We start from the raw sequence: 20247 nt of genomic DNA on the forward strand, positions 1-20247 counted from the left end.
GTGAAAGGGGAAGGAGCCGAACGAAATCAAAAACGGCTATCGCGGCCGTGTTCAGAGTCTAAATCCTGCGCCGGTCCGGTGGAAATAATCCCGTAAGGATTGATGGTCGCGTGGCTGCGGAAATAGTGATTACGGATGTGCGCGAAATTCACCGTGTCGCGAATCCCCGGCATCTGGTAGATATCACGCAGGAAACCGTACAGATTCGGGTAGTCGCTGATGCGGTAGCGATCGCATTTAAAGTGTGTGACGTAGACGGGATCAAAACGCACCAGCGTGGTCCACAAACGCAGATCCGCCTCGGTCAGCTGATTGCCGGTCAGATAGCGATGTTTGCCCAGTAATTCCTCGGCACGTTCCAGTGCCGCAAAAACACCGTCAACCGCTTCATCGTAGGCTTCCTGAGATGTCGCAAAACCCGCCTTATACACCCCATTATTGATTTGCGGATACACCCACTCATTAATCTCATCAATCTCTGAACGCAACGCCTCGGGATAATAATCCCCGGCTTTGGCACCCACGGCATCAAACGCGCTGTTGAACATGCGGATGATATCGGCGGATTCATTGCTGACGATGGTCTGCTGCTTTTTATCCCACAGGATTGGCACGGTGACGCGGCCGGTGTAATCGTTCTGCGCGCGCAGATAGATTTCATAAGCGTAATTCAGATGATACAAATCGTCGCCCGTCGCAGCCGGGAAATCGGTGCCGAACGTCCAGCCGTGTTCCAGCATCAGCGGGTGCACGACAGACACCGGGATAATGTCTTCCAGCCCTTTCAGCGTACGCATCAGTAAGGTGCGGTGCGCCCACGGGCAGGCCAGCGAAACATACAGATGATAACGGTCGCGTTCTGCGGTAAAGCCGCCAACGCCGTGTTCGCCCGGCGTCCCATCACGCGTTATCCAGTTACGAAACTGCGCTGCTGAACGTTTGAAATGACCGCCGGTCGACTTGGTGTCGTACCAGGTGTCCTGCCAAACGCCATTCACTAGTTGTCCCATTTTTCCTCCTTCCCCCTCATCCTCCGAGCCGCCTTGATGCAACCCGAATGATTTAGGGGAGATTTACAGATAAGTAATAAAAAAGGGCGAGGTGATAAATCACATCGCCCTGCAGGTCTGACTTATTGTCTTATTTAATTATAGCGTGGTTGCTGCTCCCTGGTGCCGGGGCAATTACCAGTTTTTCTTGATCAGGCGGTCGATGCTGAATGCGCCAGGGCCGGAAGCAAACAGGACGAAGAATCCACCCGCGATAGACAGGTTTTTCATGAACATCATCTGGTTCACGCCCTGTGCAAAATCAGTGTGGAAGATCAGCGCCGTCAGGATAGTGAAGATGGCGGTGATCAGCGCGGTGGTACGGGTAAAGAAGCCGAACAAGATTGCCAGACCGCCGCCAAACTCTAACAAGATAGTCAGTGGCAGGAAGAAGCTTGGCACGCCCATGGAAGCCATGTAACCCGCAGTCGCGGTGTAACCGTTAATTTTGCCCCAACCTGCAACAATAAACAGAATAGGCATCAGAATACGTGCAACCAGTAAAGCTGTGTCGTGTAACTTGTTCATCTTCGACTCCGAAAGTGGTGCGCCCAAATTGAGCTAAAAGTGTTACCGGTCCGGTCGGAAAATATTTCCTGCCGTTACCGCATCAGTTGATGACGAGATAATAAGTCGGATGAATAAGTTATGTTAGCAAGTAAATCTGTCTGAATGGTTCAAATAAATTGAACAGCCACCGTATTGTTATTCAAAAAGAAAAGGGCTGATTGTTTTCAATCAGCCCTTTTTGCAGGATGGGTATCACGCTATTTGTTGCCGATGGTCTTGCGAAACAGACGTACCGTTCCCCAGATACCGAAAGCGCGCCGGGACCAGCGAACCACTGCACTGGGATGACGGATACCGTAAACAGCCAGCAGGCTTGAGCCTACGACCAGATATTTACGCATATCCACCAGTTTTATCCAGTAGTGATCCACTTTCGCGGTGGCATCCAGCCAGTCAGAACCGGCCTGAGAAAGCTCGCCGCGCTGACGCTCAATTTTGCGCAGCAACCTGACTTTTTCGATAGCACGGTTCGGAATGCTCATAGCTCGTCATCCTTTTCCAGCAGAGCGCGATCGACGTCCAGTTGCTTACGGGTGAGGCTAAGCAGTGTTGATCGTTTGGCTTTCGCCAGTGTCATCGCGCCAAGGATCACTGCCAGAAGCAGCAACACGCCGGTCGTTGTTGCTATCGCCGTAAGACGATAGGCCGGGTCAATGGCCCAGAATAAAACAACCAGCAAACTCATAAGACCAAAGGCAGTAAAGATCAGGGTAATACCGGCCATAAGCAGTAATTGGAAAATATTGGCCTTTTCCTCTTCCAGCYCAACCACAGCCAGCCGGACACGCGTTTCCACAATGCTCACCACCACGGTGGCAATGCGGGAAACGATGTCAAACAGGCCCTTACCCGGCCCTTGTGGCGAAGGTTTGATCGATTCAGCCATAATCAGCGGCGGGCTAACAGAACGCCAATCACAACACCGACCGCGGCACCAATACCGACGCCCGTCCAGGGTTTTTCATGCACGTAATCGTCAGCTTTACCGGCGATTTCTTTGGTCTGATAGGCAATCTTGTCACCTGTATCACTCAGACGCTCGCGGGTATCTTTGAGCAGGGATTCTGCTTTACCACGCAGTTTATCGAGTTCAGCTTTCGGCTTATCGGTAGAGGTCTGGAGAACTTCTTCCAGAGTATCCGCCAATGACTTGAGTTCAGCGCGCAGTTGTTCTGATGTATTACTAGCCATGTGTAAGTCACTCCATACGTTAACTGATTCGAACTTTTAACATAGCGGATATTCGGGTTATCGCAAATGCGAATTGTCTGTTTCAAAAGGCAAGATCGTTGTAAACCCGCTATGGCGTGAGGCAAAATCTGTCAGTCTGAAAAGCGATTAATGGCCTTCAGCCTCTTTCAGTTCAGACTTCGCTTCTTCCAGTTTTTGCTGTTTCTTGATGATTTTTTCGTGGTCGCCTTTAGCCTGAACCTCTTTCAACTCTTGCTCACGTTCGGCAACTTTTTCACGTTTCTCTTCAACACGTTTCTGATTTTCTGCTTTCAGACCTGCATCGGTACAGTGCGCTTTATTTTCACGTAACGCTTTCTCCAGACCGTCAACGCGGTTCTGGTTTTTATGCGCCCGGGCTTCGTCGATTTGTTTCTGGATTTCCTGTTGCTTAGTCACGCAACTTTCCGGCTGAGGTGCGGCAAAAGCGGCAGTGGTAAACAGCAATGCAGGAACAAGAGTGAGGGCAGATAAAGTGATTTTCATCATCGGTTTTCCTTTTGACGTTTAAGCGAATGTGCACTTAATTCCATTTGTTGATGAGTTTTATGAATGCTAGCGTCTAAATTATATTACCGCTGAATATGTGGTGATATGAGACAAATCCTGCGCATGGTCTTATCCGAACTTAAGACGCTCACGATCCAGTTTCGACCCCCAGGTCGTGGCATGTTGAGGTTCGTAGTACTGGATAACGAATCCGGCAGGCAAAATGTCCTGCAATACGGTCTCCGCCAGTTTGCGTTGTGAGGCGGTGTCGAGTTGTACCACCAAAGCATCATTGAGCGGCGTAATGCTTTTGATGTGAATACCGCGCTGGCTCAGCCCCTGATAGACATAAAAACCATCGGGTAACGCGACGCCCGCTCTGGCAGGACGGATTTGCAGCGCACTGGTCGGTGCCGGAAGACGGGATACCGCCAGCCCGATCATAGTCGCCGCCGCCAGCAGCATGAGCAGCAGAGGCCAGATAAATGAACGTTTGAGTAATCTTCGGTTCATTATGCATTCTTGCCTTTATTTTGACGGTCAGCGTGTTTTTTGCGCCACAGCACCACAATCGAACCGATCAGGCCGCCGACCAGCAGCAAAACAGGGAGCAGCATCAGGCAGTTCATCACCTGATCTTCATATTTCAGGAACAGCGGGGTTTTACCGAGAAAATACCCCAGCGAGGTCAGGATCAGGATCCACAACAATCCGCTCACCCAGTTGAAAAACTGGAAACGGCTATTGTTCAGGCCTGAAAGTCCGGCAATTGTTGGCAGCAGGGTGCGGACAAAGGCCAGAAAACGGCCGACTAACAAGGCGGAAAGACCGTGCTTATGGAAAAGCGCGTGTGCACGTTCATGATAATGCACGGGTAAATGCGCCAGCCAGCTTTGTACTATCCGGGTGTTGCCCAGCCATTTTCCCTGGGCGTAACTCAGCCAGCAACCGAGGCTGGCTGCGGTGGTCAGCAGGAAAATGGTTAAAGGGAAATTCATGGCATCTTTGGCGATCAAAACGCCAACAAGGATCAGCAGGCTGTCGCCCGGCAAAAAAGCCGCAGGCAACAAACCGTTTTCCAGAAAAATAATCATGAATAAAATCAGATACAACGCCCAGACTAATTGGGGATTAGCCAGGGTTTTATAATCTTGTTGCCAGAGGGCATCGATAAGCGAACTGATAATTTCCATCGGTGTTGTAAAACTCCATCATTTTCAGTGGGTCAGCGAAAGACATCAGCGGAGAATTTGTCTCGACGCTGCCTGTTTTGCTGATAAGGTCGCCTCTTCCCTGGCGGGCTTTCTGGTCATGAGTTTTTCGGGGATTTACGCGTCTCCGGGCCTGTTTCACTCGGCATGGACGGGTAAAAAAAGTGGTCTAACTGTAACAAAATAACAATAACTCAGACAGGTAAATATAGCGCGTTGAGACTGATCATTTAAGTCTGAAGCACGTTATGGAAAAGGGTTTTACATTGGCTGACACTACTCGACAGTGCCTGACAGGATTGGCGGGGGCAAAGCAGAGGCACGAAAAAGGCAGGTTGGGAGAATAAACCTGCCTTAAGGGGAATTTATTTAGAATTGAGTACCGGCGGGTCGAGATGAACTACCGGGTTTTCTGAATAAAGATAACGGTCTACGTTAAACTCGAAATCATCGCTGGTCGCGCGGAAAAGCATTTGTTTGGTGTTTTCCAGATGCTGCCACATTGCCAGTTTGGCGGCGTGGGGATCACGGCGGATCAGCGCTTTTAAAATCAGATCGTGTTCTTCACACCAGCTCTCAATGGACTTCTCATCAATGTGCTCATGCAGTTTGCGCCAGTAAGGGTTATGCAAGCGCTGGCTCCACATCTTCTCAACGATGGTCGCCAGCGCACTGTTTTGCGTGGCCTGTGCGACCTGCACATGGAATTTTAAATCCCATTCTGAATCGCGGAAGCGGTCTTCCTGGCGGGCATGCTCCTGAATTTCCATCAGACGCATGATGTCCTGCTTGGTGACTTGTGTGGCGGCGAATTCAGCGATGTTACTTTCAATCAGCTGACGTGCCTGTAACAGCTCAAACGGACCGGCAGTGCCAAACTCGCTGCCACAATCGGGCACAACAAGGTGGCGCTGCTGATTTGACATCACATGAATTCCCGACCCTTTACGGACTTCCACATAACCTTCAACTTCCAGCATGATAATCGCTTCACGCACGACCGTGCGACTGACATCCATTTCATCTGAAATCAGACGTTCAGCGGGCAGCTTTTCGCCAACCGGATACAAGCCTGTTTCGATGCGTTCCTTGAGCGTGGCAGCCAGTTGTTGATATAGGCGTCTGGTGTCTGTGGATTCCATATGAGTGCTCTTTAAAGTAGTGAAACCTGTAAGAAATGAGTGTCGGACAGACCTGTGAACTTATTATACAAGTGCCAGTATACGTTTTACGAAAGTTTGATGCACCGTGCATCGGACAGAAAGGCATGGGAGAAATGTCAGAAAAATGCAAAGCCCGGTAAAGAGAGTTACCGGGCTGACGAACAGACGTTTAGGCTTTTGCGGTTTTCAGCGGAGCCGGGACAGGTTCTACTGCAGAACGGTTCTGCAGGACTGTCCAGATAATGATGGCGCCGAGCAGATCGAACACGGCAAGGGCGGCGAACAGCGGGCTGAAACCGATGGTATCGGCCAGCGCCCCGACCACCAGTGCAAACATGGTACTTGCCATCCAGGCCGCCATACCGGTCAGACCGTTGGCGGTAGCCACTTCGTTACGACCGAACACATCAGATGACAGAGTGATCAGCGCTCCGGACAGTGACTGGTGAGCAAAACCACCGACACATAACAAAGCAATAGCGGCGTAAGGGCTGGTGAACAAACCGATCATGCCAGGGCCAATCATCAGAACCGCCCCCATGGTGACAACCATTTTACGGGAAACGATCAGATTAACTTTGAAGTACTTCTGGAATAACGGTGGCAGATAGCCGCCCAGGATACAGCCGAGGTCGGCAAACAGCATCGGCATCCAGGCAAACATCGCGATTTCTTTCAGATTGAAACCATATACTTTGAACATGAACAGCGGGATCCAGGCGTTGAATGTTCCCCAGGCGGGTTCAGCCAGGAAACGTGGCAGCGCGATGCCCCAGAACTGACGGTTACGCAGGATCTGCCAGGCAGACATTTTCTTGCCGTTGTTGGTCTGATGCTGTGCTTCCTGACCTTCCAGAATGTAGGTGCGTTCTTCAGCGCTGAGTTTCTTCTGATCTTTAGGGTGCTTATAGAACACCAGCCAGCTCAGTGCCCAGATCAGGCTCAGTACGCCGGTAATGATGAAGGCCAGTTGCCAGCTATGCATCACGATGCACCAGACGACCAGCGGCGGCGCAATCATGCCGCCAATAGATGAACCCACGTTGAAGTAACCGACGGCAATAGAACGTTCTTTTGCCGGGAACCATTCGCTGCTGGCTTTGAGGCCGGCAGGGATCATGGCCGCTTCTGCCATACCGACTGCACCGCGGGCGATGGCCAGGCCACCCCAGCTACTTGCCAGCGCCGTCGCCATACAGAAGATGGCCCACATAATAGCGAACATCGCGTAACCGACTTTGGTGCCCATGACGTCGAGAACGTAACCGGCGACCGGCTGCATCAGGGTGTAGCAGGCGGAATAGGCGGCGATAATATAGGAATATTGCTGTGTGGTGATGTTTAACTGGCTCATCAGCGTTGGCGCTGCAGCCGCAATGGCGTTACGTGTCAAATAACCTAATACAGTGCCGCAGGTGACGAGTGCGATCATGTACCAGCGTAACCCTTTAATCTTACCCATTTAACTCTCTCCCAGTAAATAATCCGGCGATGACAACATCAGGCTGTCAGGGCGTATTTCGCACCACCTGAACAAGCGTGGGGGTTCTGGCTTTCCTTAAAGTGTTTTCGGGAACGTTGCCGCCAGATGATTTCACTGGGAGCTGCCCGTGTTATTACGCACTGCGTTATTGTTATCTGTGCGTAAGGGTCCGATGAACGTCCTGAACACCAGAATTACTGCTTCGCCATGGGGCTGACTGCACCCGGGAAGTGTTTTGCCCGGACAACAGCGAAAGGACGTGGCAGGTAATCTCTGACGCTCTTGTCCGGGCGATGCAAAGATAACTTGTCATACAGATTTAAAATTTGAATGACATCACAAAACCACATTTATATTGTGTGGTTACTTAACTTTTTTAACTTCACGGTTATTTACTTGATTTTACAATGAAAACTGTATTTTGATTGATCAGGTTCACACTTTTCTGTCAATGCTTAACAATGACAGCCTGAAAAATGAAACGTAATTGGTGTGACAACTTTACGAAATGATCACATTTATCGTGAGCAGTTAATGAACACTGTTATCTGGTAAAAATTGACCGATGCAGGCCGCCTGAAGGGCAAATGGATTACATAAGCCCTGCTGGCGTGGGAAGAGGATAATGAGGCCGAAGCCCGGTTGAATGTCCGCAAGCCGGCGCGCACTTTTTAGGTTTTGTCACATTTGGTACGAAATAACTTGTCATACAGATTTAAAGTTTGAGTGACATCACAAAATGACACTCTAATTGTGAGGATAATAAGCACCAGCAGCTGATGACGCTAAAGTCATTATTTTACAGAGAATTAGTTTGTTTTTTTGGAATGAAATCAGTCATTTTAATGGCTTTGGTGCATTAAAAAGTACTGGACGATAGCTTAAATTGGTGTGATAACTTCGCACCATTGAGTGACAACTCTACAGAATTCATGATGAGGAACCTAAGATGGCGCAGTTTTTAACGGAAGACTTCCTTCTCGACACAGAATTCGCACGTCGCCTGTATCACGACTACGCGAAAGATGAGCCAATTTTTGACTACCACTGCCATTTGCCACCTGAGCTGATTGCGCAGGACTATAAATTCAAAAACCTGTATGACATTTGGCTGAAAGGCGATCACTACAAATGGCGCGCGATGCGTACCAACGGTGTCCCTGAGCGGATGTGTACCGGCGATGCCAGCGACCGCGAAAAATTTGACGCCTGGGCTGCAACGGTTCCCCACACGATCGGTAACCCGCTGTACCACTGGACGCACCTTGAKCTGCGCCGTCCGTTTGGCATCACCGGTAAACTGCTTTCCCCGTCTACCGCTGGCGAAATCTGGGAGCGCGGTAATGAATTGCTGGCGCAGGATGCATTCTCTGCCCGCGGCATCATGAAACAGATGAACGTGAAAATGGTCGGCACCACCGATGACCCGATTGATTCTCTGGAACATCATAAAGCGGTGGCACAAGACTCCGGCTTTGATGTCAAAGTGCTGCCAAGCTGGCGCCCGGATAAAGCCTTCAACATTGAAGCGGCAACCTTCGTCGATTACATGAAGAAACTCGAAGCCGCGGCGGATGTCTCCATTACCCGTTTCAGCGATCTGCGTGATGCCCTGAAAAAACGTATGGATCACTTTGCGGCGCACGGCTGCAAAGTGTCAGACCACGCGCTGGATGTAGTGGTTTACGGCGAAGCGGATGATGCGACTCTGGACGGCATTCTGTCCCGTCGTCTGAGCGGTGAAACGCCAACTGCGCAAGAAATTGCTCAGTTTAAAACCGGCGTTCTGCTGTATCTGGCTTCTGAATATCAACGTCGTGAATGGGTACAGCAGTATCACATTGGCGCGCTGCGTAATAACAACACCCGTATGTTCCAGCTGATTGGCGCAGACGTTGGTTTCGACTCCATTAACGACCAGCCACTGGCCGAGCCGCTGTCCAAATTGCTGGGCGCGCAAGGTCTGGCCGGTGGCCTGCCAAAAACCATTCTGTACTGCCTGAACCCGCGTGATAACGAAGTGATCGGCACCATGGTCGGTAACTTCCAGGGTGAAGGGATGCCGGGCAAAATGCAGTTTGGTTCCGGCTGGTGGTTTAACGACCAGAAAGACGGCATGCAACGTCAGATGACACAGCTCGCCAACCTCGGCTTACTCAGCCGTTTCGTCGGCATGCTGACTGACAGCCGCAGTTTCCTGTCCTATACGCGTCATGAATATTTCCGTCGCATTCTGTGCCAGATGATTGGTCGCTGGGTGGAAGAGGGCGAAGCACCGGCAGACATCGAACTGCTGGGCAGCATGGTGAAAAACATCTGCTTCGATAACGCGAAACAGTATTTCCAGATTGAACTGAACTGATCGGCTTGAACTGAGTAGCACGACGGAGCGCAGGTTCCTGCGCTCCTGAAATAAACATTGAAATAACAAACAACTATCCCAACAGATAACGACGGCCATAGGGCAATTTTCCCGCCCTCAAAGACCGGAGTCTGAGCAAATTAAGGTGAATGTGAGATGCAAAGGTTAAATCGCCGTGACTTCCCTGGCCGTCAACATCCGGACAAAATTATTCAATTCGGTGAAGGTAATTTCCTGCGGGCGTTTGTCGACTGGCAAATCGACCTGCTGAATGAACATACCGATCTGGATGCCGGGATCGTGGTTGTTCGTCCGATTGACACTGACTTTCCGCCTTCACTCAGCACGCAGGATGGTCTGTACACCACCATCATCAGCGGTCTGAACGAGCAGGGGGAAACGGTGCGTGATACCCGGATCATCCGCTCCGTTAACCGCGAAATTAATATCTATCACCAGTTTGATGAATACCTGGCGCTGGCCCGTGACCCGAATATCCGCTTCGTGTTTTCTAACACGACCGAAGCCGGTATCAGCTATGTTGAAAGCGACCGTCCGGACGATACGCCTCCGGCCAGCTTCCCGGCTAAACTGACCCGGTTGCTGTTCGAGCGTTTCAACCATTTCTCCGGCGCGGCCGATAAAGGCTGGGTTCTGCTGCCATGCGAACTGATCGACTACAACGGTGAAGCGTTGCAGGAACTGGTGCTGCGTTACGCACAACTTTGGGCATTGCCAGCGGCATTCACCCAGTGGCTGAAAAACAGCAACACCTTCTGCTCAACGCTGGTTGACCGCATCGTTACCGGTTATCCGCGCAGTGAAGTCGACAGCCTGCAGGAAGAACTGGGTTATCAGGACAGCTTCTTCGACAGTGCCGAACACTTCTATTTATTCGTCATTCAGGGGCCAAAAAGTCTCGCGCAGGAACTGCGTCTGGACAAGCTGCCGCTGAATATCCGTCTGGTTGACGACATCAAACCGTATAAAGAACGCAAAGTGGCGATCCTTAACGGCGCACACACCGCGCTGGTGCCGGTGGCCTTCCTGTCAGGGCTGAACACCGTTGGCGAATCCATGAATGATGCGCAAATCAGCCGCTTTGTCGAACTGGCGATCGCTGAGGAAATCTCGCCGGTGCTGGATTTGCCACAGGATGAACTGACGTCCTTTGCCCAGGCGGTACTCAGCCGTTTCCGCAACCCGTTCATTCAGCATCAGCTGCTGTCGATTGCCCTGAACGGCATGACCAAATACCGCACCCGCATTCTGCCGCAACTGCTGGCGAGCCAGGAAAAGAATCAGCTTCTGCCTCCGCGCCTGACCTTTGCACTGGCAGCCTTGCTGGCGTTTTACCGTGGTGAACGTAACGGTGAAATTTATCCGCTGCAGGACGATGCACACTGGTTGAGCCGTTTCTCCGAATTGTGGGGTAACGTGCGTAATGGCAGCCTGCCGTTGGCCGGGCTGGTCGAAACTGTGCTGGCGGATGAAGAACACTGGGGACGTGACCTGAATACCGTGCCGGGTCTGACTGCAAAAGTGACCGAACAGTTGCAGTCGATTGAAGACCTTGGCATGCGTGACGCGTTGGCGGCTTACAGCTAAGAGAGCAACTATGCAAAGTATCATTCAAATTCATACCGCTGATAACGTCGCCGTCGCGTTGCGCGATATCGACGCGGGCGAGCAGGTCGAAGCAGGCGGTCACACCGTCGTGTTGGCTCAGCCGGTTGCCCGTGGCCACAAGTTTGCCCTTCGCCAGATTGCGGCGGGGGAGAACATTGTTAAATACGGTCTGCCGATCGGGCATGCGCTGACGGCGATTGAGCCGGGTGTGCATATTCATTCGCAAAACGGCAAAACTAACCTGAGTGATCTGGACGAATACCAGTATCAGCCGGATTTCGCCAGCCTGCCGGAACAGATGGCGGATCGCGATGTGCAGATCTTCCGTCGTAAAAATGGTCAGGTGGGGATCCGTAACGAGCTGTGGTTGATCCCGACCGTTGGTTGCGTCAACGGGATAGCCCGCCAGATCCAGACACGTTTCCTCAAAGAAACCAATGACGCGGAAGGGACCGACGGCGTTTACCTGTTCACGCATCCGTTCGGTTGTTCGCAACTGGGTGACGATCATGTGAACACCCGTACTATGCTGCAAAATATGGTACGCCATCCGAATGCGGGTGCGGTGCTGGTGATCGGCCTTGGTTGTGAAAACAATCAGGTGGACGTGTTCCGTGAAACGCTGGGCGAAGTGGACGAAGAGCGCGTGCGTTTCATGACGCTGCAAAAGTTCGACGACGAAGTGGAAGCCGGTCTGGAACGCCTGCGCGAACTGTATGCTGTAATGCGTGACGATAAACGCGTTGCCGGTAAACTCAGCGAACTGAAATTCGGTCTGGAATGTGGTGGCTCTGATGGTTTATCGGGTATCACCGCTAACCCGCTGCTGGGGCGTTTCTCCGACTACGTGATCGCCAACGGCGGCACTTCCGTGCTGACCGAAGTGCCTGAAATGTTTGGCGCAGAACGTATTCTGATGAGCCGTTGTCGCGATGAAAGTACGTTTGAGAAAACCGTTCACATGGTGAATGATTTCAAACAGTACTTCATCGAACATAATCAGCCGATTTACGAGAACCCGTCTCCGGGTAACAAAGCCGGTGGTATCACTACGCTGGAAGAAAAATCGCTGGGCTGTACACAAAAAGCCGGCCAAAGCCCGGTAATGGACGTGCTGAAATACGGCGAACGCCTGACTACGCCGGGGCTGAACCTGCTGAGTGCGCCGGGTAACGACGCCGTCGCCACCAGTGCGCTGGCAGGTGCGGGCTGTCATATGGTGCTGTTCAGTACCGGACGCGGCACGCCTTACGGCGGTTTTGTGCCGACAGTGAAACTGGCAACCAACAGCGAACTGGCCACGAAAAAACCGCACTGGATCGATTTCGATGCCGGACGCCTGATCCACGATGTCAGTATGGATCAGTTACTGGGTGAATTTGTGGATCTGATCGTGGCGATCGCCGATGGCCGCAAAGCCAAAAACGAACTCAATGATTTCCGCGAATTAGCCATTTTTAAAAGCGGTGTCACATTGTAACCGGTCAGGTTTATCGTTAGGATGAAACGGCGTTTCAGTTATGGAACGCCGTTTGCTTTTGCAGCGCAAGACCCCCACGTATGAGACTCCTGACAAATGACGTATTACTGGTTTGCCCAGTCAGTTGGTGTTGTGGCCTTCATGGTCGGCATCACGATGTTTTTCAACCGCAGCGACCGCCGTTTCAAACAACAGCTTTCTGCCTACAGCGCCATTATCGGCGTGCATTTTCTGATGATGGGTGCCGCGCCCGCTGGCATGAGCGCCTTACTGAATTCTCTGCGCACACTGATTTCCCTGCGTACCCGTAACCAGTTGATTATGGTAATTTTCATCGTCCTGACCCTGGTACTGGGGCTAAGCCGCGCCCATCACTGGATGGAACTCTTACCGGTCGGCGCGACAGTTGTCAGTACCTGGGCGCTGTTCCGCACCAGCGGGCTGACAACCCGGTGCATTATGTGGTGCTCAACCTGCTGCTGGGTGGCACACAACATCTGGCTTGGCTCGATTGGCGGTTCACTTATCGAAGGCAGTTTTCTGGTCATGAACGGTTTTAATATCATTCGCTTCCGCCGCCTGCAATTGCGTGGCATCGATCCGTTTGAGGTCGAGAAGAAGCTAGTGCAGAAGATGGATGAGCAGGGATAGTCCCTGCTTTTTTGTCCTTCATTCGCGTACCCCGCTTATTTTGAATCTGCTCACAGATTGCAATAATAATTCCGCGTTTCCCCCTCTATTGATTCCTTCCGCCTGTTTGCCTCGTTGACAACCTCCGGACGCAGGAGTAATTTCCGATTCCGTGGGAGCGGTCCCACAAAAAGGGAAAGGGAAAAAGGAAAATCATGGACGCTATTCAGGGATTACTGAAACAGATATATGCAGGGAAATTGTCAGCGGTATTCTTAGATGATCTGATTACACGCATTGAGGTTGCCAGAAATCAGATTACCTATACGGCCAAACAGGAATGGGATGAAAAAGATGTGGTATTGATCACCTATGCAGATCAGTTCACGAACAAAGCAGAAAAAACACTTTCAGTATTTGATAGTTTTTATCAGCAGCATCTGGCGGATGTTTTTAATATTGTTCACCTTCTGCCTTTTTATCCTTATTCGTCGGATGATGGTTTCTCGGTGATTGATTATCAGCAGGTCAATCCACTGGCGGGGGACTGGAAAGATATCCGTAAGCTTGGCCAGTCTTCACGACTGATGTTTGATTATGTCTGTAATCATATTTCCGCGAGCAGTGAATGGTTTAAACAATATCTGGCGGGCAATTCGAAATATGAAAACTATTTTATTAGCCTGAACGAAAATAGTGATTTATCTGCCGTGACCCGTCCCCGCAGATCGCCGCTGTTAACGCCTTTCCGCTTTGAAAATGGCGAAACCCGTCATGTCTGGACCACCTTCAGCGCGGATCAGATCGACCTGAATTTTGCGCATCCTGACGTACTGCGCGACATGCTGGACGTGTTACTGAAATACCTGTCGGAAGGCGCTGAATATGTGCGTCTTGATGCTGTGGGCTACATGTGGAAGGAACCCGGCACCTCCTGTATTCATCTGCCCAAAACACATTTACTGGTGAAGCTATTCCGCGCCGTGGCGGAGTATGTTTCACCCGGTACTGTGATTATTACTGAAACCAATGTGCCGCATCAGGACAACATCAGTTACTTTGGTAACGGGTTTGATGAGGCGCAGATGGTCTATCAGTTCCCGCTGCCGCCGCTGGTTCTGCATGCCATTCACAGTGAAAACGGGGAAACGCTGAAACGCTGGGCCGCCGGTCTGGATGCCTGCACACCCGCCACCACCTTCTTTAATTTTCTTGCTTCGCATGATGGCATTGGCCTGAACCCGTTGCGCGGATTACTGCCGGAATCAGAGATCCTCAGGCTGGTGGATGCGCTGCAACAGGAAGGCGCGAGGGTGTCGTATAAAAATAATCCGGATGGCAGCACCAGCCCGTATGAAGTCAACGTCACCTATATGGATGCGCTGAACCGACAGTCGGACGACGACGATATCCGTCTGCAACGCTTCATGCTGGCGCACGCTATTTTGCTGGCATTCCCCGGTGTTCCTGCGGTGTATATCCAAAGTATTCTGGGTTCGCGTAACGATATTCAGGGGGTTGAGAACGCCGGGCATAACCGGGCAATTAACCGGCAGAAATATGATGTCACGGAAATTGGACAGATATTATCTGAACCTGATTCATTACGTGCGCGGGTATTTGGTGAACTGAAGAAATTAATTATCTGCCGAACTGAACAGGCGGCATTTCATCCTTCCGCGCCGATGCGGGTCATAGAATGTCATGAAAGTGTGTTTGCCTTTATCCGGGGGCAGGGAAACCAGGAAATAGTGTGTCTGTTTAACCTTTCCGCTAACAATATTCAGGTAACGCTCCCTTCGGGGGATTATCAGGTCTTACCTTATAACCATTCACTGAAATGTGACGGGGAAATAACATTAAAGCCTTATCAGTATATCTGGTTACGCCATTAATTAAGATGTTCCGTTATTTTTTTGTATTTAAAGGGTGTGATATTTCACAGGCCAGTGATTTCGGCTGGCTATAAATTAGCAAAGGAGATGTTCATGAATATAAAAATGAAAAGAAAATATATCCTTATAACTCCGTTATTATTATCCGCATTATGTTTATCGGCCTGTGAGGACGCCAAAGAGAGACAGGTCACCATTGAGTTTATGCATTCTTCGGTCGAGCAGGAACGTCAGGTGGTCATTAATCAGCTGATTGCGAAATTTGAACAGGAAAATCCGCAGATCACCATTAAACCGGTGCCGGTGGAAGAAGATGCCTACAACACCAAAGTGATTACGCTGGCCCGTACCGGCGCACTGCCAGCCGTGATTGAAGTCAGTCACGATTACGCCAAAGTGATGGATCAGGAACAGCTGATCGACCGCGATGCCATCAGGCAGGTGATCGACGGCATAGGTGCTGATCAGTTTTATCCCGGCGTATTGCGCATCGTGCGCACGGAAGAAGGCAAGAATTACACCGGCGTACCGATCCATGGCTGGATACAGGGGATCTGGTACAACAAATCACAACTGGCCGACGCCGGATTCTCTGCGCCGCAAAACTGGCAGGATGTCACCCGCATTGCCACGGCATTTAATCAGCCCGCGCGGAAAAAATATGGCATTGCGTTACCGACCGCCGAAAGTGTTCTGACCGAACAGGCTTTCTCGCAGTTTGCGCTTTCCAACGATGCCAACGTATTTAATGCTCAGGGGCAAATCACGGTTAACACGCCGGAAATGCAGCAGGCGCTGGATTATTACCGTCAGCTCGCCACCTTCTCGATGCCCGGTTCCAATGATGTCATGGAAATCAAAGACGCCTTTATGAACGGCACGGTGCCGATGGCGATTTACTCCACTTATATTCTTCCTGCGGTGTACAGCGAAGGCAAAGCCGGTGACCTTGGTTTTGCCGTGCCGACTGAAAAATCCAAAGCCGTTTACGGCACCATCACCTCACTGACCATCTCCAACGGGCTGGATACGCCTGAACGTGAGGCCGCCGAACGGTGGGTGAGCTTCCTCGAAAAACCGGATAACGCGACAGCCTGGGTGCTGATGTCGCCGGGTGCCGCATTGCCGGTGACCCAAGGCGTGACCGGTAATGCCACCTGGCAAAACAATCCGGTGATCAAGGCATTTGGCACGCTGCCGCAAATGCTGGTGAACGAGTTTGCCAACGTGCAGGTGTTCGGTTCCGTCGGGGAGAAAAACTTCGCAGCAATGGGCGATATCACAGGCTCTGCCGTGCTCAGCGAAATGCTCAATGGCGTGACCGTCGGGAAGAAGGATCCGCAGCAGTCACTGGCGGAAGGGCAAAAGCGTATCGAAGCATTGATGCAAAAACGCTAAACGGAGGAGCCTGAATTCTCAGGGAAGATCATGAAATCACGTAAATTTAACCATTCTGACGGTCGTTTTGCGCTGCTTCTGCTCGCCCCCAGCATCTTTTTGCTGGGGCTGCTGGTGGCGTATCCGATGTTGTCGAATATCCAGATCAGCTTTCTGCAAATCCCGCTGAATCCGCGTCTTGATAACCGGTTTGTCGGGCTGGATAACTACATCAGCATTCTCAGCGATCCGGGCTTTTATCACTCGTTGTGGGTGACGTTCTGGTACACCGCACTGGTCGTCGCGGGCAGTACCGGGCTGGGGCTGGGCGTCGCGTTGTTTTTTAACCGTGAGTTCCGCTTTCGCAAAACGGCGCGTTCGCTGGTGATTTTGTCCTATGTCACGCCTTCCATTTCGCTGGTATTTGCCTGGAAATACATGTTCAACAACGGCTACGGCATTGTGAATGTGATCGGTGCTGACATGCTGCACCTGTTCAGCGATGCCCCGCTGTGGTTCGACAATCCGGTCAGCAGCTTCGTGCTGGTGGTGTTGTTCGCCATCTGGCGTTATTTCCCCTACGCCTTTATTTCGTTTCTGGCGATTTTGCAGACCGTCGATAAATCCCTGTACGAAGCCGCAGGCATGGATGGCGCCAATGCCTGGCAGAAATTCCGCATCGTCACGCTGCCCGCCATCATGCCGGTACTGGCAACGGTGGTCACGCTGCGCGCGATCTGGATGTTCTACATGTTTGCCGACGTCTACCTGCTGACCAACAAGGTCAATATTCTGGGTGTGTATCTCTATAAAACCGCCTTCGCCTTTAACGATTTAGGCAAAGCCGCCGCCATATCCATGGTGCTGTTTGCCCTGATCTTTATCGTGATCCTTCTTGCCAGAAAACGGGTGAATATCAATGGCAGCAACTAACCGCAAGATCCTGCGCAAAGCAGGCTTTTATGCCAGCCTGCTGATTTTCCTTGGCGCGATGTTATTTCCTTTTTTCATCATGCTGATGACCTCGTTCAAAAGCAGTAAAGAGGCGATTTCCCGCCATCCGACGCTGTTCCCGCAGGAGTGGGATTTCCATCATTACGTGGATATTTTCAATCCGCAGATTTTCCCGTTCCTCAGTTACTTCAAAAACAGCCTGACCGTGTCGGTACTGGCGTCCGTGATCGCTGTGTTTTTCGGCATCCTGGGCGCTTATGCGTTGTCACGGCTGCGTTTTAAAGGGCGCGTCACCATCAACGCCAGCTTTTATACCGTCTACATGTTTTCCGGCATTTTGCTGGTGGTGCCGCTGTTCAAGATTATTTCGGCGCTGGGCCTGTATGACACCACTACCGCGCTGGTGATCACCATGGTGGTTCAGACCTTGCCGACGGCCGTGTTTATGCTGAAAAGTTACTTCGACACCATTCCTCACGACATTGAAGAAGCGGCGATGATGGACGGGCTTAACCGGCTGCAAATCATTTTCTACATCACCGTACCGCTGGCGATCTCCGGCATCATTTCGGTGTTTGTGTACTGCTTTATGGTGGCGTGGAATGACTATCTCTTCGCCTCCATTTTCCTCTCCAGCTCTGCCAATTTCACCCTGCCTGTCGGCCTGAACACGTTGTTCAGCACGCCGGATTATGTCTGGGGAAGAATGATGGCCGCCTCACTGGTGACCGCGCTGCCGGTTGTCCTGATGTACGCGCTTTCGGAGCGGTTTATCAAAGGCAATCTTACTGACGGCGGCGTAAAAGGCTGACGTTAAAACGCATATTGACTGATTAAAGATGAAGGAATATCCGATGAAAAAACTGGTCGCAACCCAGCCGCGTGTGGCTGAACTGATGGATTATGAGGACCGCCCGGTCGCGGCATATGAAGTCAAAATTCGCGTGAAATTTGGCGCACCGAAACACGGTACCGAAGTGGTAGATTTTCGCGGCGTCAGCCCGTTTATTGACGAGGAGTTTTCGGCTGAATGGGGCATGTTTGTCCCCCGTCCGGCGGATGCGCCGCGCGGTATCGTGTTCGGCGAATTCCAGCTCGGCAACATGGTGGTGGGCACCGTTTGCGAAAAGGGCTGCGAGGTGACGGATTACGCGCTGGGCGATGATGTCTGTACTTACGGACCGCTGAGCGAAACGGTGATCGTCAACGCCGTGAACAATTACAAATTGCGCAAAATGCCCGCCGGTGCCTCATGGAAAAACGCCGTCTGTTATGACCCGGCGCAGTTCGCCATGAGTGGTGTGCGTGACGGCAATGTCCGTGTCGGCGATTTCGTGGTGATTGTCGGGCTGGGGGCGATCGGTCAAATCGCTGTGCAACTGGCGAAAAAGGCCGGTGCCAGCATCGTGATTGGCGTCGATCCGCTGGAAAAACGCGGGGAAATTGCGCTGAAAAACGGCGCGGATGCCGTGTTTAACCCGATCGGTACTGACATCGGGCTGGAGATCAAAAAACTCACCGGCAAACAGGGTGCGGACGTCATCATCGAAACCAGCGGCAATGCCCAGGCATTGCAGGCGGCGCTGCGGGGTATCGCTTACGGCGGCACAATTTCTTATGTCGCCTTTGCCAAACCCTTTGCCGAAGGCTTTAACCTCGGGCGGGAAGCCCACTTTAACAATGCCAAAATCGTCTTTTCCCGCGCATGCAGCGAACCCAATCCCGATTATCCCCGCTGGAGCCGTAAACGCATCGAAGACTCCTGCTGGGAACTGCTGATGAACGGCTACCTGAACTGCGAAGACCTGATCGATCCGGTGGTCACGTTCAGCAACAGCGCGGAGAGCTACATGAAATACGTCGATCAGCATCCTGATCAGAGCATCAAGCTCGGCATCACTTTCTAAAAGGACTTAGACATGAAAATCGGTACACAAAATCAGGCATTCTTCCCGGAAAATATTCTGGAGAAATTCAAATTTATCAAGGCAATGGGTTTCGACGGTTTTGAAATTGACGGCAAATTGCTGGTAAATCATCTCGACGAAGTGAAAGCCGCTATCGCCCAAACCGGCCTGCCAGTGATTACCGCCTGCGGCGGCTATGAGGGTTGGATCGGTGATTTCATCGAGGAGCGTCGTCTGAACGGATTGCAGCAAATCACTGCGATTCTGGAAGCCCTTTCGCAGGTCGGCGGTAAAGGGATTATCGTGCCCGCCGCCTGGGGAATGTTTACCTACCGTCTGCCGCCGATGACCTCACCGCGCAGTCAGGCGGGCGACCGTCTGGCGGTCAGCGCATCCTTGCGGGAGCTGGAAAATGTCGCCAGACGCACCGGCACAACGGTGTATCTGGAGCCGCTGAACCGTTATCAGGATCACATGATAAACACGCTGGCGGAGGCACGCCGTTATATCGAAGAGGGGGCGCTTGAGCACGTCAAAATCATCGGTGATTTTTACCATATGAGTATTGAGGAGGATTGCCTCAGCGCTGCGTTCCATCAGCAACGCGATCTGCTCGGCCATGTACATATTGCTGACAATCATCGTTACCAGCCGGGCAGCGGAAGCATTGATTTTGGCCGCGCATTTCAGCAACTGAAAGAAGATGGCTACGACGGCTATATCGTCTACGAATGCCGCGTGCGGGCAGAAAATCCGACCCAGGCTTATCAGGATTCACTGACTTATCTTCGCAATTTACTCTGACTGACAGGCCGCGA

At 51.6% G+C, this 20247-nt stretch carries 20 protein-coding genes; 10 read left to right on the forward strand and 10 right to left on the reverse strand.

The features are described 5' to 3' along the window. Nucleotides 1-26: 26 nt before the first annotated feature. From AC1DUO_RS15295 to AC1DUO_RS15340, 10 genes are all read right to left on the reverse strand, one after another. Nucleotides 27-1010, reverse strand: coding sequence for a glutathione S-transferase family protein (locus AC1DUO_RS15295; protein ID WP_013577212.1), 984 nt, complete (start codon nucleotides 1008-1010; stop codon nucleotides 27-29). A gap of 174 nt (nucleotides 1011-1184) precedes the next feature. Then, entirely contained in the window at nucleotides 1185-1577 is a 393-nt protein-coding gene (locus AC1DUO_RS15300) for a DoxX family protein (RefSeq protein ID WP_013577211.1), read from the reverse strand. Between the two features lie 239 nt (nucleotides 1578-1816). Continuing rightward, on the reverse strand, nucleotides 1817-2101 hold the full coding sequence (locus AC1DUO_RS15305) for a YqjK-like family protein (protein ID WP_015690508.1): 285 nt from the start codon (nucleotides 2099-2101) through the stop codon (nucleotides 1817-1819). Next, entirely contained in the window at nucleotides 2098-2505 is a 408-nt protein-coding gene (locus AC1DUO_RS15310) for a phage holin family protein (protein WP_477987860.1), read from the reverse strand. Before AC1DUO_RS15310 ends, AC1DUO_RS15305 begins: the two co-directional genes overlap by 4 nt. A gap of 2 nt (nucleotides 2506-2507) precedes the next feature. Then, on the reverse strand, nucleotides 2508-2810 hold the full coding sequence (locus AC1DUO_RS15315) for an ElaB/YgaM/YqjD family protein (protein WP_013577208.1): 303 nt from the start codon (nucleotides 2808-2810) through the stop codon (nucleotides 2508-2510). A gap of 147 nt (nucleotides 2811-2957) precedes the next feature. Beyond that, on the reverse strand, nucleotides 2958-3335 hold the full coding sequence (locus tag AC1DUO_RS15320) for a DUF1090 domain-containing protein (RefSeq protein ID WP_015690507.1): 378 nt from the start codon (nucleotides 3333-3335) through the stop codon (nucleotides 2958-2960). Nucleotides 3336-3467: 132 nt separating this feature from the next. Continuing rightward, nucleotides 3468-3851 (reverse strand): EnvZ/OmpR regulon moderator MzrA, encoded by a 384-nt coding sequence (mzrA, locus tag AC1DUO_RS15325; protein WP_015690506.1) that lies wholly within the window; start codon nucleotides 3849-3851, stop codon nucleotides 3468-3470. Then, nucleotides 3851-4531, reverse strand: a complete 681-nt coding sequence (locus AC1DUO_RS15330; RefSeq protein WP_013577205.1) for a DedA family protein — start codon at nucleotides 4529-4531, stop codon at nucleotides 3851-3853. The genes mzrA and AC1DUO_RS15330 overlap by 1 nt, the downstream gene beginning before the upstream one ends. A gap of 383 nt (nucleotides 4532-4914) precedes the next feature. Then, nucleotides 4915-5691 carry a transcriptional regulator ExuR gene (exuR, locus tag AC1DUO_RS15335; RefSeq protein WP_013577204.1) on the reverse strand — a complete coding sequence of 259 codons (777 nt, stop codon included), beginning with the start codon at nucleotides 5689-5691 and terminating at the stop codon, nucleotides 4915-4917. 190 nt (nucleotides 5692-5881) lie between these two features. After that, entirely contained in the window at nucleotides 5882-7174 is a 1293-nt protein-coding gene (locus tag AC1DUO_RS15340) for an MFS transporter (protein WP_013577203.1), read from the reverse strand. 970 nt (nucleotides 7175-8144) lie between these two features. On the opposite strand from AC1DUO_RS15340, the gene uxaC reads away from it, so the two are divergent. From uxaC to AC1DUO_RS15390, 10 genes are all read left to right on the forward strand, one after another. Next, nucleotides 8145-9557 carry a glucuronate isomerase gene (uxaC, locus tag AC1DUO_RS15345; RefSeq protein WP_477987863.1) on the forward strand — a complete coding sequence of 471 codons (1413 nt, stop codon included), beginning with the start codon at nucleotides 8145-8147 and terminating at the stop codon, nucleotides 9555-9557. Nucleotides 9558-9713: 156 nt separating this feature from the next. After that, the gene (locus AC1DUO_RS15350; RefSeq protein ID WP_013577201.1) at nucleotides 9714-11165 is read left to right on the forward strand and encodes a tagaturonate reductase; all 1452 of its coding nucleotides are present in this window, start codon (nucleotides 9714-9716) and stop codon (nucleotides 11163-11165) included. A 10-nt stretch (nucleotides 11166-11175) separates the two neighbouring features. Next, entirely contained in the window at nucleotides 11176-12666 is a 1491-nt protein-coding gene (locus tag AC1DUO_RS15355) for a UxaA family hydrolase (protein ID WP_037035079.1), read from the forward strand. 96 nt (nucleotides 12667-12762) lie between these two features. Next, entirely contained in the window at nucleotides 12763-13317 is a 555-nt protein-coding gene (locus AC1DUO_RS15360; protein ID WP_013577199.1) for a YgjV family protein, read from the forward strand. 194 nt (nucleotides 13318-13511) lie between these two features. Further along, nucleotides 13512-15191, forward strand: a complete 1680-nt coding sequence (locus AC1DUO_RS15365) for an alpha-amylase family glycosyl hydrolase (protein WP_119262131.1) — start codon at nucleotides 13512-13514, stop codon at nucleotides 15189-15191. A gap of 105 nt (nucleotides 15192-15296) precedes the next feature. After that, nucleotides 15297-16589, forward strand: coding sequence for an ABC transporter substrate-binding protein (locus AC1DUO_RS15370; protein ID WP_015690504.1), 1293 nt, complete (start codon nucleotides 15297-15299; stop codon nucleotides 16587-16589). Between the two features lie 30 nt (nucleotides 16590-16619). After that, nucleotides 16620-17501 carry a carbohydrate ABC transporter permease gene (locus AC1DUO_RS15375; protein WP_013577196.1) on the forward strand — a complete coding sequence of 294 codons (882 nt, stop codon included), beginning with the start codon at nucleotides 16620-16622 and terminating at the stop codon, nucleotides 17499-17501. Beyond that, on the forward strand, nucleotides 17488-18333 hold the full coding sequence (locus AC1DUO_RS15380; protein WP_013577195.1) for a carbohydrate ABC transporter permease: 846 nt from the start codon (nucleotides 17488-17490) through the stop codon (nucleotides 18331-18333). Before AC1DUO_RS15375 ends, AC1DUO_RS15380 begins: the two co-directional genes overlap by 14 nt. 43 nt (nucleotides 18334-18376) lie before the next feature. After that, nucleotides 18377-19429 (forward strand): D-guloside 3-dehydrogenase, encoded by a 1053-nt coding sequence (locus AC1DUO_RS15385; protein ID WP_013577194.1) that lies wholly within the window; start codon nucleotides 18377-18379, stop codon nucleotides 19427-19429. A gap of 12 nt (nucleotides 19430-19441) precedes the next feature. Continuing rightward, the gene (locus AC1DUO_RS15390) at nucleotides 19442-20233 is read left to right on the forward strand and encodes a sugar phosphate isomerase/epimerase family protein (protein WP_015690503.1); all 792 of its coding nucleotides are present in this window, start codon (nucleotides 19442-19444) and stop codon (nucleotides 20231-20233) included. The last annotated feature ends 14 nt before the right edge of the window (nucleotides 20234-20247 follow it).

This window comes from Rahnella sp. P4_A8 (genome assembly GCF_056402435.1).

Excerpts from the sequence above, each read along its gene's own strand:
- AC1DUO_RS15350 (WP_013577201.1), top strand. The coding sequence starts at position 9,714 with ATGCAAAGGTTAAATCGCCGTGACTTCCCTGGCCGTCAACATCCGGAC.
- AC1DUO_RS15370 (WP_015690504.1), top strand. The coding sequence starts at position 15,297 with ATGAAAAGAAAATATATCCTTATAACTCCGTTATTATTATCCGCATTA.
- exuR (WP_013577204.1), bottom strand. The coding sequence starts at position 5,691 with ATGGAATCCACAGACACCAGACGCCTATATCAACAACTGGCTGCCACG.
- AC1DUO_RS15305 (WP_015690508.1), bottom strand. The coding sequence starts at position 2,101 with ATGAGCATTCCGAACCGTGCTATCGAAAAAGTCAGGTTGCTGCGCAAA.
- AC1DUO_RS15390 (WP_015690503.1), top strand. The coding sequence starts at position 19,442 with ATGAAAATCGGTACACAAAATCAGGCATTCTTCCCGGAAAATATTCTG.
- AC1DUO_RS15385 (WP_013577194.1), top strand. The coding sequence starts at position 18,377 with ATGAAAAAACTGGTCGCAACCCAGCCGCGTGTGGCTGAACTGATGGAT.
- mzrA (WP_015690506.1), bottom strand. The coding sequence starts at position 3,851 with ATGAACCGAAGATTACTCAAACGTTCATTTATCTGGCCTCTGCTGCTC.
- AC1DUO_RS15320 (WP_015690507.1), bottom strand. The coding sequence starts at position 3,335 with ATGAAAATCACTTTATCTGCCCTCACTCTTGTTCCTGCATTGCTGTTT.
- AC1DUO_RS15355 (WP_037035079.1), top strand. The coding sequence starts at position 11,176 with ATGCAAAGTATCATTCAAATTCATACCGCTGATAACGTCGCCGTCGCG.
- AC1DUO_RS15365 (WP_119262131.1), top strand. The coding sequence starts at position 13,512 with ATGGACGCTATTCAGGGATTACTGAAACAGATATATGCAGGGAAATTG.
- AC1DUO_RS15375 (WP_013577196.1), top strand. The coding sequence starts at position 16,620 with ATGAAATCACGTAAATTTAACCATTCTGACGGTCGTTTTGCGCTGCTT.
- AC1DUO_RS15315 (WP_013577208.1), bottom strand. The coding sequence starts at position 2,810 with ATGGCTAGTAATACATCAGAACAACTGCGCGCTGAACTCAAGTCATTG.
- AC1DUO_RS15300 (WP_013577211.1), bottom strand. The coding sequence starts at position 1,577 with ATGAACAAGTTACACGACACAGCTTTACTGGTTGCACGTATTCTGATG.
- AC1DUO_RS15340 (WP_013577203.1), bottom strand. The coding sequence starts at position 7,174 with ATGGGTAAGATTAAAGGGTTACGCTGGTACATGATCGCACTCGTCACC.
- AC1DUO_RS15295 (WP_013577212.1), bottom strand. The coding sequence starts at position 1,010 with ATGGGACAACTAGTGAATGGCGTTTGGCAGGACACCTGGTACGACACC.
- AC1DUO_RS15330 (WP_013577205.1), bottom strand. The coding sequence starts at position 4,531 with ATGGAAATTATCAGTTCGCTTATCGATGCCCTCTGGCAACAAGATTAT.
- AC1DUO_RS15380 (WP_013577195.1), top strand. The coding sequence starts at position 17,488 with ATGGCAGCAACTAACCGCAAGATCCTGCGCAAAGCAGGCTTTTATGCC.
- AC1DUO_RS15360 (WP_013577199.1), top strand. The coding sequence starts at position 12,763 with ATGACGTATTACTGGTTTGCCCAGTCAGTTGGTGTTGTGGCCTTCATG.